This is a genomic window from Nonomuraea sp. NPDC050786, assembly GCF_040654115.1.
In the GTDB taxonomy this organism is placed as follows: Bacteria; Actinomycetota; Actinomycetes; order Streptosporangiales; family Streptosporangiaceae; genus Nonomuraea.
In genome coordinates this window covers 20,994-34,047 of sequence record NZ_JBFAHJ010000057.1, presented here as the reverse complement: position 1 = coordinate 34,047, position 13,054 = coordinate 20,994, and the positions used below count along the sequence as shown (strand labels likewise).

The following is a 13,054-nucleotide window of genomic DNA, read 5'->3' as shown; positions in this document are numbered from 1 at the left end:
CCGTCATCCTTGCAGCGGATCCGATCCCGTGAGGCCCAGATGATTCACCGCACGACATCCTGCCGAGGGCTCAAGACTGAGGTTCCGAAGGGCGTCGCGCGACAGTACGTAGCGCAGCACCCGCCCATAATGTCCGATCTCGAACACTCCGCGAGGGCATCATGAAGGCCAGAGGATGAGCGCCGAACGGCGGCTACGCGCGCGTCTACCTTGGACGCCAATCACGCTAGGTAATCGCGTTGCCGCCACCGGGCAGCTCGGTATGGCCACTCCCGGACAGATCCGGCTGGCCGTCGTGAGCCCAGGTCAGCGGTCCATTGCCGCCTGCCGTCGGGGTGCGGTCAGGACTGGCAACCATCAACTTCGCTGAAGCTCGGGGTGCGGTCGCCACTCACGAACAAGTGCGGTAAGTAGTTGCAAGCAAAACCACAATCTCGGCAGCTCTACCAGAGATTCATCAACTAGCCCGGTGAACGCGAGGGAGGCAGCATGCGATTGAGGATCTGTCTGTCGTAGGCGGAGTAGGTGGCAAGCACGCTGGGAGGGACCAGGCGCTCGGGGCCCGTGCCGTAGATGCGGCCGAGCAAGTAGAGGGCGTGCGCCGGAGGGCGGCGGCCCGCATCGGGCCAGTTCTCGTACTCGTAGAGGCGAGCCTCGCGAAGGCCGGCGGCTCGCCTGGGGTCGAGGGTGGCGTAGGCACTGATGGTCTGGCTGGCGGTGAGTCCGGCGGCGTACCGGTACAGCCGGAGCGGGCTGACCTGATGATCGAGACTGAGGACGATGGCGATCTGGTCGATGGTGAAGCCGCGCTCGCGTAGCAGGCGGCCGCGGCGCCGGCACTCGAGGAGAGTCTGGTAGCCCTTACCTGACATGGTAGCCACGTTCCTTCCTGGTGACCCGGTGGGTTTGTGGACCGTAGGACGACTGGCTGGAGAGGCTCAAGCTGCTGGTTGGGGTGATCGATGCGCCGGATGGCGGCGTGGTCACCCCTGGCTGCGGGGTGAAACCGCTGGTAGGCGGCCGGCCCGGAGGGGCGGTGTGCTGGGGGTGTGATTCGGGCGTGGAGGTGGTTGATGGTGCTGGCCGCTCCCGGAGCGGTCGGGGGCGTCACGGAGGTGGCGAGCGGTGGATCACCATCACGACCAGCGGGCGCGCCCGCAAGCACATGATCCGGAGCGGCTGCACGTGCCGAACGCAGCGGCCCACGCCGGATACCAAGACGACCTCCTTGATCCCCATCCTGATCCGTTCGTCGCCGACGTATGGCTCGCGCCAGCGACGAGTGGGATGGGCTGGCGGCGGGTGTTCCCGGGCCGGGGCGATCAGGCGGCTCCTGCTCGTCGTCTGGTGAAGCTGCTATTGGAGGACACCTCTCGTGCTGACGACGCCGAGTGGGTGGCAGCGGAGCTGATCAGCAACGCCCTTCGGCACAGCCGCTCCGGCCTGGCTGGAGGCTTCTTCGTTGTGGAGGTCACGCGTACGGCGCACTCGGCGCGTGTCACGGTCTATGACCTGGGCGGTGGAGCCATCCCGGACTATGAGCAGGCCGACGCGGCCGCCCGGCAATGCCAGCCGGGACAGAACGAAGACGGATACGGGCTCGCAGGTGTGGCGCGGCTCGCCGCCGAGGTCGGGGTGTCGGGAAGCCCTATCAAGGGGCACGCGGTATGGGCTGAGCTGCGTCTGGCCCCACCCCAGCCCTCAGGAATCGCAGCAGTACACGCGGCAGGCTCCCTGCCTGGGGCCAGAGCGGCACGCGCGGAGCACCGCCGGGTCGAGCCCCTCGGCGCTGCTCCGGGACTCGGCGTAAGCGACAGGGACGGCCAGATGTCCGCCTTCGGGCAAGAGCCGTGGGCGCAGGTGGAGCTGCGGCGGTTGCGGCGGGAGCACCCTGACTGGGCGTTCTTGGTGGTGCGTTATCGGTGGATGGCGCTGCAGGGCAAGGACGCGGTGATCATTGCTTCTGGGCCCAACGAGTTAGGCGGCTTTGCCTCGTGATCGTCGAACGGGGCATAGGAGTGGGGGAGTAGCTGGCCCTGGAGCCGATCCGGGGCCGCTCGAAACCGCCGGATCGGATCCGGTGGAGCCGCGTCGCGCCGTCGCGGACGATGCGGTGTTGACCGCGCGGCGGTCAGGCACGGGGACGTGGACGGCGGTCTCTGATCCCCCAGCGGAAACGTGCCGATGGCCGCTGAGGTGGCCATGGTCACGTCGGCGCATGCGCACCTCCAAAGCGTGAGGTCGCTCGGTACCCGTGGCCGTCTCTGGTCGGCGTGAACCGGAGGCCGGCAGCTAAAGGCATGCCACGGATCAGGCTTGATATGGCGTGCCGAGACGGCCGGGGCGGGATAGCCAGGCCAGATGGCGGGGTGCCGAGCGTGCTGAGATCTGTACTGGAAATGCATGCAGCGTTCCTGCGTGCGCTTAAGACCGCGCCGCCTCTATAAGGTCATTTTCCATGGTCAGCGCGGTTCCGGGCGGCGCGGTGTACGGCCCGACTCGCTTAGAAGCGAGGGTGCAATATATGGGCAGGGCGGATTTCGCGTTGGAGGTCGAGGTCTCTGGTGCCTGGCCTTGAGAGCTCGCAAACGGTCTGTCCTACGTCATTTATGCAGTGCCGCTTATAGCCTGCTTTTGCTCTTGTGGTGTAGGTGCAGAATAAAGTTCTTTCTCTGAAAGCGCCGGGAGGCTTGAAGGTTCAGTACAGGTGGGGCGCGCACTTCGGCCTTACGCTCGTGGTTTGCGGGCAGTTCCTGGTTGAACGACTGGCTCGCGGGCCGAAAGTCACGAGTCTTTGATTCGACTTTGTCGCAAGATGATTCCGCAGCCGGTGTTAATCCTAATGAGGACAGCCTCTCAAGCCGTTGGGGTGACGTAAAAAAATACGGCGACCGCTTGCCATGGCCTATCGCGCGAGACATCGTCGAGCCGCACACAAAAAACCGGCCTACAAAATGCGAGGCCGAATCAGTGCGGAAAGGACAACGGCAATGGAAATTCAGGTCTCAGAAACCGCGCTCGACAGCGTTGCAGGAATCGCGACAGACGGCGCCCTCAGTCCCGCCGAAACCGCTCTCACCCCAACCCCGGACGCTGTGACGGCCGACGGCCCGAACGCCCGCCAGGAGGCGGTGTGGGCCGCGCTGGCGGCAAACCCTGGTGCGTCCGTGACAGCGATCGGTGCGGCGGCGGGGATGAGCCGAGTGGCAGCGGGCAAGATCCTCAATGAGCTGGAGAGGAACGGCCGGGCCAGGCGCACAGCCGGTGGCCATGACGGGCGGGGACGAACTCCCGACCGCTGGTACCCGGCCGAAACCGACGACCCGGCGGACACTCCGGAGCCGGTCGAGCACGCCGATCTCACCGATCCGGCCGAAGCCTCGCCGATGGCTGTCACGACTGACGACTCCGACGCCGTCACCTCGTCGGACGCGACGGAGGACACCGCCGGGCTGGACGCGCACCAGGAGGCCGTTCTGGCCGTGCTGGAGAGCAACCCCAGCTGGTCCGCTGCCGCGATCGGCGTGGCGGCGGGACTGACCCGTGCAGGCGCGATCAAGGTACTCGACCAGCTGGTGGCGGCAGGGCTGGCCTCTCGCGGAGACGAGGAGGACCGGACCAAGGACGAGTGGTACCAGGCATCCGACGAGCCGACCGCTCACGATGAGGCTCTCGCTGTGGACGGGGAGCTCCCCTCGACCACCTCTACCGGCGATCCTGCTGCGGACGTGGACGCAAGCCCCGAAGAGAGCGCAGAGGAACCGGAGTCCGACCCGGAGAACCCGGCTCGGGCGGAGGCATGCGCGGAGCTGCTGGAACTGGCCGACCTGATCCTCGGGACGGTCCACGCGATGGACAGCGAAGGGAATGCGGTCCTCGCGCTGGGCCGTTTGGAGATGGCCATGGCCAAGATCCCGCAGGCGCATCGCAACGCCCGCGCGGTGCTGACCGGCACCACCGCTCCGGCCCGGTCGGTGCCAGGCCGCTCCGGCAGCCGGAGCGGTGGGAGCGCCGGGCAGGTCCGCCCCGGCGCGCTGCGTGACCGCGTGCTGAGCCACCTCACGGAGCATCCCGGCAAGGACTTCACCCCGTACGAGATCGGGCGGGTGCTCAACGCCTCATCCGGCGCGGTGGCCAACGCCCTGGACCGGCTCGTCAGCCTCGGTCAGGCCCAGCTGACCTGCGAGCGGCCCCGCCGGTTCAGCCTCGCGGAGACCTCGGCCCCGGAGTGACCCACCGGTGCGGCGGGCCACACCGGCCCGCCTGCCGGTGCCCGCAGACGGACAGCAGGCCGACACGCGCCTGCCCAAGAAGCCCTTCCGACCTCACACATCTCCCGTTCGACCATTCACGACCTGTCTAGGAGGCATCTGTCATGGCCCACGAGATCGAGATCTTCGCCAACGGCTCGGCCGGATTCGCCGCCGCTGGGAAGCCCGGCTGGCATCGGCTCGGGTACACCGCGCCCGGCCCGATGACCGCCGAGGAACTGCTCACCAATGCCCAGCTGGCCGGATGGAACGTGCGCAAGGTGGCGGTCGGCCAGGTGACCGACCCCGACACCGGGCAGACCGTCACCTCCGAGGAGGACTTCCTCATCGTCCGTACGAACCCGGTGACCGGCCAGCCCGAACGCCTCGGCATGGTCGGCAAGGACTACAAGATCGTCCAGAACGAGGAGGTGGCGGAGTTCCTGCAAACCCTGGTGGACGAGTCCGGGGCGATCTTCGACACCGGCGGCTCCCTGAACGGCGGACGCCGGGTCTTCGTCACCATGCGCCTCCCCGAACCGCTCATGGTCGGCGGCCACGACCGGCTCGACCTGTACCTGGCGGCCTTCTCCCGCCACGACGGCTGGGGCGCGTTCACCACTGTTGCCACCCCGGTACGGGTGGTGTGCGCGAACACCGAACGGGCGGCACTACGCAACCATGCCTCGATGTTCAAGGTCCGTCACACCGGCCACGTCGGCGGCCGGATCGCCGAGGCTCGGGAGGCACTCAAGCTCACCTGGCGGCACGGCCAGGCATTCGCCGAAGAAGCCGAGAAACTCCTCGCCATCCCGATGGACGTCAAGGAGTTCCGTCAGTTCGCCAACACGCTGCACCCGCTCGCGCCGGACGCCAAGGAGCTCACGCGCCGCAATCACGAACTGGCGATGCGCGAGCTGGAATACCTGTTCACCACCGCGCCCACGCAGGAGCCGATCCGCAACACCCGCTGGGCCGCCTACAACGCGGTCACTGAGCGGCTCGACCACCGCAGCCCGGTCATCGGACGGCGCGAGCCCGAGATCGTGCGGGCCGAGCGTGCCCTGCTCGACGACCACGACAACACCAAGATCAAGATCCGCGCGTTCAAACTCCTCGCAACGGCCTGATCATCCTCGCCCGGTACGGCCCGCGCCGTGGGCCGTACCGGAATCTCACCCACTCCCGGAGCCCCGACACCGGTTCCATCACGCCCGCTTTCCAAGGAGAAGATCATGGGACAGCTCGAAACCCTGGCCGAGACGCACTACGACCGCACCTCGCTCGAGGCGTGCGAGGCGATCGACAAGCTCACATACGCCGTCGAGTCCGGTCCCGGTCTCCACGCCGAGGACCTGGCTCGACTCGCCGTCACCCAGTTCGTTTTCGGGTGGTGGCAGCAGGTTACGGACATGATCAACAGCGAGGGAGTCGACGGGGCCGACGCCATCATGCGCACCCGCCGTCAGGCCGAACAGCACCTCCTGATCGGCAGCCCGGTCCTCTACGCAGACCTGTTCGCCCAGGCCATGGCCCAAGCCCGGCGCCAGGCCGCCCAGCAGTTCCTGGCCACAACCCAATCCTTGGCCGATGCTCTGGCCGGAGCTGCCTCGCTCACCGGCCAGGCCTCCACGACACCACACCGTCCGGACGACCGCCCGCCCTTCGTTCTGAACCCAGGCGGGCGGGATTCCGAGCAGCAGCTGTGAGGTGCCGCCGCCGGAGCCTGACGTTCTCGCGCTCAGGACCCGAAGCTTCTCGCCTTCGAGAACGGCCGAGCAGGGAGTCGCTCAGCTCGGCCGGACCTGGACCAGTCCATCCCCTACCTGAAGGAGCGATCACGTGGACATGCCAACCAACCGAGACGAGCCGAGCCAAGTCCGCCCGACCACCCATCGCCCAACGGCGGCTCCGCCGTCCGCCGGGCAGTTTGCGCCGTTCGGCACTGCGGACGAGCTCGGCTCGCCAGAGGCCGAGCCTGAGGAGTCACTTCTCATACTCGATCAGCGGATGCACGAGGCGCTCGCCGCCGCCCAGCACGCCGCGTACGCGGCAGCAGCCGAGGTTGCCTACCTGCTGCAGCGGGCGCTGCGGCTGACCAGCGAGCCGCTGTATCAGACCGCCTACACCCAGGCGCTGCGCACCTGGTGGGAGCAGGTCGGTGAGCAGGTCAGCAAGCAGCACCTGCAGGCCGATCACGCGCTGCGCCGGGTGCGCTCGTGGGCGCGTACCTACCTGACCGCTGAGATCGGATCCACTCAGCCGGGGACCCTGTTCGATCACGCCCTCGCGCACGCCTCCCGGGCCGCCGCCCGGCGCTTCCTGACCACCACTGGCGAGCTGCTGGCCGAACACGCTGCCCGGCACGACACCACCCTCGCGACAGTCGCAGGCCTGGACGGCCACAGCGTCGCAGCCGCGCACGGCCCGACCGGCTCCCCTCGTTCGACGACGCCCCACCACACCAGCGCCACTTGATGGCCGGAAGGAGAACACCCTCGTGAACGACTACACGTCCCCCCACGTGCCCGACGAGCCCTCGTTGAAAGCCCTGGTGCGGCAGCAGCAGCGGGTGAACAAGGACGCGACGATCAGAGTTACCACCCAGCTGGTCCACGGCTACCGGATCAGCAGCCAGGAGCTGTGCGACGCTCTGCGGGCGAACCTCCTGCTCCGCTGGTGGAGCACGCTAGCGAGATACGGCGAGCAGCACGGGCTCGGCATGGTACGCGCGATGGCCAAGTTCAGCTTCTGGGTCAGCTCCTACCGCACCCGGCGCCTCGGCGACAACCCCACCACTGAAGGACACGGTGGCGCCACGGACGAGGAACTCGCCCTCGCACATCTCGACTGCGCGCTGGAGCTGATCAGGCGCGCCGCCGCCCGCGAGTTCCTGGCCAAGGCCACGGCGAGCCCCTCGGCCGGGACGGAGCAGGCCCAGTGAACACGCACACGCACTCTCGCCCGCAGAAGGACGCCACCGACGACTCCCAGGTCGAGACGTTCCAGATGCTGGCCTGGAAGTGGAACATCACAGCCGCCAAGCAACTCACAGCAGATCGCGAGCCGACGGGGCAGCTGGCCCCGCAGGCATGGGCGGGCATGCTGTACCTGATCCGGATAGATCACGCACACGCGGCTACCGTGGACCTGGACGAGCCACTGATCGCAGTCCCGATCCCGGAGGCCGGATGGCTGATCATCGACGGCTGGCACCGCATCCACAAGGCCCTCACACAGGATGTGGACAAGCTGCCGGTCATCGTCTTGACCCCCGAAGAAGAGCTGGCCTGCCGCATCTTCGGAGGTGAGAAGAGCCCCTGCTGGCGGTAACCGAGTCCGGTGGCGCAGGTGGTCTGCCCCGGTCACGCACCTCATGGTGTGCGGCCGGGGCACATCTCCTGCATCACCGGCCTCGGCGCTCTTCCCCTACTCGGCGCGCGGCGGGGCTGCGGCGTGTGAGGCGGCTTGACGGCGCTCGAGCTCGCTTCGCAGGTCGGAGAGGGATACCGGCCCGTGCCGGGTTTCGACTCGCCAGAACTCCCAGCCATTCTGCTGCGACCCCGCCAGTTCGCTGGCGGGGTCGGACGGCTTCTCGCGTGGGGTGCCTCGGAACTGGAGAGTGCCGTCCAGGTTGACTACAGCCTGCTCGCGCAGGTGGGACGGCTTCGGGACAAGACTGGTCCCGGGCGTCAGCAGCCCCGCCTCGATGAGGTCCCGCACCGTAATACTGCTTCTGTATCTCGGCCGGCGAGGTGAGCTTGCCTCAGTGGTTCGCATGGTGGCCGGTGCCGTACGCGGCACCGCGAGCTCGGCGGGAGATCCTGCTTCTTCGGTGGCCGTGGCTTGAGGTGGTGCTGCGATTGCGGGATCGAGCGTGTGGCTCAGGAAATGCAGCAGGTCGATGATCGGGGGCACGCAGGTCCGCATCCCGATTTGATCGTGAGCTGACAGAGTGAGGTCCTGGGGCCGTTTGCCGTTGTGCAGCCGGACATGCGGGGCCTTGGCGAGCAGGTCGTACAAGTGACCTTCGAGCCACCCGGCTTGGCTGGTGTGGAAGGGGTGTTCGTTGTCGCGGCGGATGAGAACAGCTCGATACCAGTGGTCGCGCGCCCGCAGGTGGTCGCGCAGCCTGTGGGCAAGAGTGCCGGGCGCGGCCATGCCCACGTAGACGCCCCATCGGCCCAGCGCATCAGGCCGGTCCAGCAGGAGGTACGCGCCGGGCACGTTCCAACTCTCGTGAAGCTTGGTGGCGTGTGCTCGTTCGACGACGGCCATGCGCACGATGGAGTACTCGGAGATGACCTCGATTGGCCCACTCAGGCCCTGCGGCATCAAGACTTTGTAGGGCGACGTCTCGGCCTGGTGTGTCTCCACTCCGGTCTCCTTCGATCACGCATTGCCCCGAGATCTTCCCGAAGGCTAGCGGACACATACCTCAAGGTGACCGAGAGTTAGGGGTGCGGCTGCGCTGGGCTTTCGAGGTCCGTCACTGAGCCGGTTGACGAGCGGCAGGCCGCGTGAAACCGACCAGATCACCGCGCCGGTAGGCGGCTATTTTGACCGTTTCGCGCCGGTTAGGCGCGTGGATCATCTGGCCATTGCCGATGACGATGCCGACATGGCCGGGTCCGTCGGGCTTCAGATTGAAGAAGACCAAGTCGCCTGGTTGTTCCTGGCCAGGCGGGATTGGCGGGCCATGGCGCCATTGGTCGGCGGCGACGCGAGGGATCGAGATGCCCGCCGCTTGGTAGGCGCGCATGGTCAGGCCTGAGCAGTCGAAGGCTTGTGGGCCTTCTGCTCCCCAGACGTACGGTTTGCCGAGCTGGGCATAGGCGTACGCGATGATCGCCGCTACCTGTCCGCCGGAGATCGGAAGCACGCAAGCGCCGGTAACGAGGTCGACCGTCTGCTGGGCGAGCGGCTCCCACGAGGCATAGGCGTTGGGGAAGGCCGAGCGCTGGACGGCCTGGGCCGCCTCGGTCAGGGGAAGTCGCTCCCAATCGGGGACGGTGACGAGCCGGTCGTAGAACTGGCGGGCCGCGTGAGCAGGGGTGAGGATCTGTTCCGGGGTTCCCCAGCCTTGTGAGGGGCGTTGCTGGAACAAGCCGAGGCTGTCGAGGTGGCCGTTGGGGAGGTTACGCAGCCGGGATTCCTGCAGGGCCACCGCTACCGCTATCACGGCGGCTCGCGTTGGTAGACCGAGCTGCTGGGCGGTCTGGACGATGAGCGCGGCGTTGTCCTGCTGCTCCTGATCCAGCCTGGTGAGATCGGGCATGGCCGCGACCGGACCGCGCTCCGGGAGGCTGCTCGTCGCGCCGTACAGGCAAACCGCGCCGCTTGAGCCACCGGCGCCGGTGAGAACGGTGGCGGCTGCTGCGATGACGGCGATGACGAGAAGCAGGAGGAGCGCGGCGCCGGCCGCGGCGTACTTCATCTCGCTGCGACTCCCTTTCTTAGACCGAGGCGATCAGGCATCGGTCTGCTCCTCGCGAGCCCTCGCGAGGTGGGGCCAGGCATCCGCGAGGGTGGACAGCCGCAACCGGGGTTGCTCAGATCTGATCGGCATCCAGACGGGTCCAGCCGGGCCGTCCTCGTTCTGCACTGCGGTGGCGACGGGCACCTCTGTCGTCGCAAGGACTCTGCGCAGGTTCGTTTCGCGAGTGCTGCTGGGCAGCCACAACAACACGGGTGTGGTGATGCCGGTGGCTTCGGCGAGGTTGGCGTAGTCGTGGAGCTTGGCGGCGACCTTGGCGAGGGTTTCGCTGCCGGTGTCATGTTCGAGGAAGAAGTCGATCTCGCGGCCGTTCTCGGCCCACCGGCCGTAGGCATCTGGCCGGGCGAGGTCGCCCCAGAGCTGAGCGCAGCGCCGCTCCGGCCACCATGCCTTGACCTCCGCGCAGGTGTCCGGTTGGCGGGCGTGATGGTGGAGGTACGAGAAGAAGTCGTTCACGCCGACCTGGTGGGACAGGCGGGAGGAGACGGCGATGGGGTGGTCGGGGTTGTAACCGAGTTCCTTGACGGTGATGCCGTCCCTGATGGCGAGGACGGCGGCTCCGGCGCGGCCGAGGAGCCAATGGGTGGGTCGTGATCCCGCGCCGTAGGGAGCCCAGGGGCGGAAACGCGTGACGGCGTTGAGCGCGTACAGGGTCCCGAGGCGTTTGCGGGTGGCTTGGGGGATGCCGAAGAAGATGCGCTGCAGTTGGTGGGTGGTCAGGACGCGGTGCTGGTGAAGGTGGGTGAGGATGTCGTAGTCGCGCGGCGTCAGGCGCGCGGCCAGGGCGGTCAGGGCCGCCCGGTCCAGGCGTGGCTGTCCGGCAGGGATGGGCTGTGCGGGCATGTCGATCTCCCTCGTGATGGTGCGATGCCGGTCGTGGGGTGGTCAGTGGCCGCTGGCGCGCGGGTCTTGTGCGGGGACGCTCCGCTTTCGAGGGGCGGCCTCGGCGGGAGATGGCTGGGCGAAGCGTTCACGAGATGCCTGCCGGATGGCCTGCTCGCGTCCGGGTGCGATTGGCGGCAGGGGGCGGGTGCGTAGCGTGAAGGCGGCGGTTTGCTGGCCGTTGACGATGAGCCGGGTGACGGCTTGGTACGCGCCGAGGTGCGTCATGTCGTGCGGCGTGATCAGAGGTGCGACGTGGGCTTTGAGATCGCCTGCGTCCTTGGGGGAGGCGTTGAAATAGATCTTGTTGCGGGCGTCGGCGGACAGGGCCTCGCGCAGGTCGGCGGGGAGCTGATCGAGGTGCTGGTGGGCAAGGACGAGGGAGAGGCGGTAGCCGCGCGCCTCGGCCAAGACGTCGTTGATGTGGCCCGGCAGGTTGAGGAAGTTGTGGCACTCGTCGATGTAGAGCGCGGCATCAGGCCGTTCGGCCTCGATTTGGTGGGCGCGGCGGGTGGCGGCCTGCCAGGTGTGGGCGAGCAGGATGGAGCCGAACAGCCGGGCGGCGTCGTCGCCCAAGATGCCTTTGGGGAGCCGGGCCAGGATCAGGCCACCCTCATCGAGGAGTTGGCCGATGGGGACGGTGGTCGTGGGATTGGTCAGGGCGTGGCGGATGAACGGGCGGAGCAGGACGGCGCGCAGCTTGTTCATCACGGGGCCGATGACGGTGGCCTGTCCGGCGGGGGTGAGGGCGTGGTAGGAGTCCCAGAAGCCGGCGAGCAGTTCGTCGTCCAGTCGCGCGGTGATGCGGGCGCGAAACGAGGAGTCGGTCAGCAGTCGTGGAACCTCCGCTAGCGTGGCTTTGGAGCCCAACACCTTGGTGAGGGTGAGGCAGGTTGACCGGAGCAGATCGTCGACCCGTGGCCCCCACGCGGAGCGGAAGCAGCGGTGGAAGATCGTGACCAAGGAGTCGACGGCGAAGGCGGGATTGGGCCCGGCGAGCACGTTGATCGCCGGCGGCCTGGCGCTGTCTTGAGGGTCGAAGACAGCCGTCTTGCCGATCGAGCGTTCCGGCAGGCGGGCGAGAATATCGCTGATCAAGTCGCCCTTGGGGTCGATGACCAGCGCGCCCCGCCCCGCCTGGGCGTCGGCCAGGACCATGTTGGCCAGGAGCGTGGATTTGCCGACGCCGGTGCCGCCGAGGACGTGGGTGTGATGGCGCGCGTCAGCCACAGGTAGCGCTACGGGGCGCTGTGGGCCGCTGTCGGTGTCGCCCAATACCCGGGCCGGTTCGCCCCCCGGGCCGCGCGGTACGGCAGGTGGCGGGGCGACGGGGCGCGCCCCGGCGCGGGTGACCCCCGGGGCGTCGGCGTCCCAGGGCAGGTGCGCGAGCGCGGCCAGCTCGCCGATGGACAGCAGGTAGCCAGTACTCAACCGGCGAGAGCCGGTCACTTTGTGAGACCGGAAGAGCCGGGCGCGGCGCAGGTACTGATGGCCCGACGTGAACAGGGCGAAGACACCAGCCAGTGCGTGTGCTTGCCCGCGCAATCTGCGCCTGGCTGTCTCGTCGTCTCTGAGGGAGGCGACGGCGTAGCGTATGGCGACCTGGTAACGCGGCTGGCCTGCCTTGGCCAGAATGGCGCGTACCTGCTCGGCACGTTCGGGGAACATGCGGGCCAGCTCGCCCGGACGGGTGCGGCTGGTCACGAGTTCGTCCAGTACTTCACCCAGCATGCTGCTGGTCTTGGCACCGCGCAGGACTGCTGCCGCTCGGTGGGCGCGCCTGAGACGGCGCCCCGTGGTAGGCCGGGCCAGGACCTGGACCAGAGCGTGCTCGCCGTCGCGCAGACCGCTCATCGCGCTGAGCAGGGACCGGATGGGGTCGCTGGTGTGATCGGTCTTGAGCGGGAAGTGCTCGGCTCGCGCGAGCATCAGCCTCCCGCCGACTGCGCTGGCCGATGTTGGAAGCGGGCTGGTGGCAGGCGTGGTGGTCGTGATCGCGCCTGGCCAGGCGGATTGGATCGCCTTCTCCACGATCCCGGGCGGAACGACGCCAGGGACCCACAACCGGATGCGGATGCCGGAGGCGCTTCCGACGTACTCCCACACCAGGTGTGGCTGACCTGCCAGGTGCCGTTTCCAGGCGGGACGAAGGAGTCCGATCAGTTGGCTCCACAGCACCTGCGCGCCCTGCGGGTCACTGTCCGGCGGGCACGAGATCGTGACCAGCTGGGCGCCCGGCGCGAGTATCTGGTGGCGTATCCGGCTGATGAGCTGACGAGCGAGCGCCAGCACCGACATCACGGCAAAGATGCCGGTGGCGACACGCCAGCCGTGGTGCAGGGCGAGATCGAGAAGCCGAGCTGGCAGCTCGCGGAAGAACCCCAGCGCTTCCCGTACATCCCGATCGCTGACTTCACACAACAAG

General features: G+C 67.9%; 12 protein-coding genes. 7 read left to right on the top strand and 5 right to left on the bottom strand.

Going from position 1 to position 13,054, the window contains the following annotated elements; translation table 11 throughout:
• Window positions 1-461 precede the first annotated feature (461 nt).
• The gene (locus tag AB0H84_RS52045) at window positions 462-872 is read right to left on the bottom strand and encodes a hypothetical protein (protein ID WP_357621821.1); all 411 of its coding nucleotides are present in this window, start codon (window positions 870-872) and stop codon (window positions 462-464) included.
• Between the two features lie 253 nt (window positions 873-1,125).
• On the opposite strand from AB0H84_RS52045, the gene AB0H84_RS52040 reads away from it, so the two are divergent.
• From AB0H84_RS52040 to AB0H84_RS52010, 7 genes are all read left to right on the top strand, one after another.
• On the top strand, window positions 1,126-1,998 hold the full coding sequence (locus AB0H84_RS52040; RefSeq protein WP_357621818.1) for an ATP-binding protein: 873 nt from the start codon (window positions 1,126-1,128) through the stop codon (window positions 1,996-1,998).
• A gap of 1,169 nt (window positions 1,999-3,167) precedes the next feature.
• On the top strand, window positions 3,168-4,232 hold the full coding sequence (locus AB0H84_RS52035; RefSeq protein WP_357621815.1) for a helix-turn-helix domain-containing protein: 1,065 nt from the start codon (window positions 3,168-3,170) through the stop codon (window positions 4,230-4,232).
• Between the two features lie 143 nt (window positions 4,233-4,375).
• Window positions 4,376-5,380 (top strand): DUF932 domain-containing protein, encoded by a 1,005-nt coding sequence (locus AB0H84_RS52030; protein WP_357621812.1) that lies wholly within the window; start codon window positions 4,376-4,378, stop codon window positions 5,378-5,380.
• Window positions 5,381-5,485: 105 nt separating this feature from the next.
• Window positions 5,486-5,959, top strand: coding sequence for a hypothetical protein (locus AB0H84_RS52025; protein ID WP_357621811.1), 474 nt, complete (start codon window positions 5,486-5,488; stop codon window positions 5,957-5,959).
• 301 nt (window positions 5,960-6,260) lie between these two features.
• A complete protein-coding gene (locus AB0H84_RS52020) occupies window positions 6,261-6,728 on the top strand; it encodes a hypothetical protein (RefSeq protein WP_357621808.1) in 468 nt (155 codons plus the stop codon).
• A 22-nt stretch (window positions 6,729-6,750) separates the two neighbouring features.
• Complete coding sequence (locus AB0H84_RS52015) at window positions 6,751-7,194, top strand: hypothetical protein (protein WP_357621805.1); 444 nt, start codon at window positions 6,751-6,753, stop codon at window positions 7,192-7,194.
• Window positions 7,191-7,583: a hypothetical protein gene (locus AB0H84_RS52010; protein ID WP_357621803.1), complete on the top strand. Its 393-nt coding sequence runs from the start codon at window positions 7,191-7,193 to the stop codon at window positions 7,581-7,583. Before AB0H84_RS52015 ends, AB0H84_RS52010 begins: the two co-directional genes overlap by 4 nt.
• Window positions 7,584-7,679: 96 nt before the next feature.
• Here the strand turns inward: AB0H84_RS52010 and AB0H84_RS52005 are convergent, their stop codons facing one another.
• The 4 genes from AB0H84_RS52005 to AB0H84_RS51990 all read right to left on the bottom strand — a co-directional run bounded on the left by AB0H84_RS52005 (window position 7,680) and on the right by AB0H84_RS51990 (window position 13,050).
• On the bottom strand, window positions 7,680-8,627 hold the full coding sequence (locus AB0H84_RS52005) for a hypothetical protein (protein ID WP_357621801.1): 948 nt from the start codon (window positions 8,625-8,627) through the stop codon (window positions 7,680-7,682).
• A 112-nt stretch (window positions 8,628-8,739) separates the two neighbouring features.
• Window positions 8,740-9,687 carry a C40 family peptidase gene (locus tag AB0H84_RS52000; protein WP_357621798.1) on the bottom strand — a complete coding sequence of 316 codons (948 nt, stop codon included), beginning with the start codon at window positions 9,685-9,687 and terminating at the stop codon, window positions 8,740-8,742.
• A 33-nt stretch (window positions 9,688-9,720) separates the two neighbouring features.
• Complete coding sequence (locus AB0H84_RS51995; protein WP_357621796.1) at window positions 9,721-10,590, bottom strand: replication-relaxation family protein; 870 nt, start codon at window positions 10,588-10,590, stop codon at window positions 9,721-9,723.
• Between the two features lie 42 nt (window positions 10,591-10,632).
• Window positions 10,633-13,050, bottom strand: a complete 2,418-nt coding sequence (locus AB0H84_RS51990) for a type IV secretion system DNA-binding domain-containing protein (RefSeq protein WP_357621793.1) — start codon at window positions 13,048-13,050, stop codon at window positions 10,633-10,635.
• Between the last annotated feature and the right edge of the window lie 4 nt (window positions 13,051-13,054).

Bases quoted from the DNA above. Each gene is read 5' to 3' on its own strand.
- AB0H84_RS52030 (WP_357621812.1), top strand. From the start codon at position 4,376: ATGGCCCACGAGATCGAGATCTTCGCCAACGGCTCGGCCGGATTCGCC.
- AB0H84_RS52045 (WP_357621821.1), bottom strand. From the start codon at position 872: ATGTCAGGTAAGGGCTACCAGACTCTCCTCGAGTGCCGGCGCCGCGGC.
- AB0H84_RS51995 (WP_357621796.1), bottom strand. From the start codon at position 10,590: ATGCCCGCACAGCCCATCCCTGCCGGACAGCCACGCCTGGACCGGGCG.
- AB0H84_RS52025 (WP_357621811.1), top strand. From the start codon at position 5,486: ATGGGACAGCTCGAAACCCTGGCCGAGACGCACTACGACCGCACCTCG.
- AB0H84_RS52020 (WP_357621808.1), top strand. From the start codon at position 6,261: ATGCACGAGGCGCTCGCCGCCGCCCAGCACGCCGCGTACGCGGCAGCA.
- AB0H84_RS52000 (WP_357621798.1), bottom strand. From the start codon at position 9,687: ATGAAGTACGCCGCGGCCGGCGCCGCGCTCCTCCTGCTTCTCGTCATC.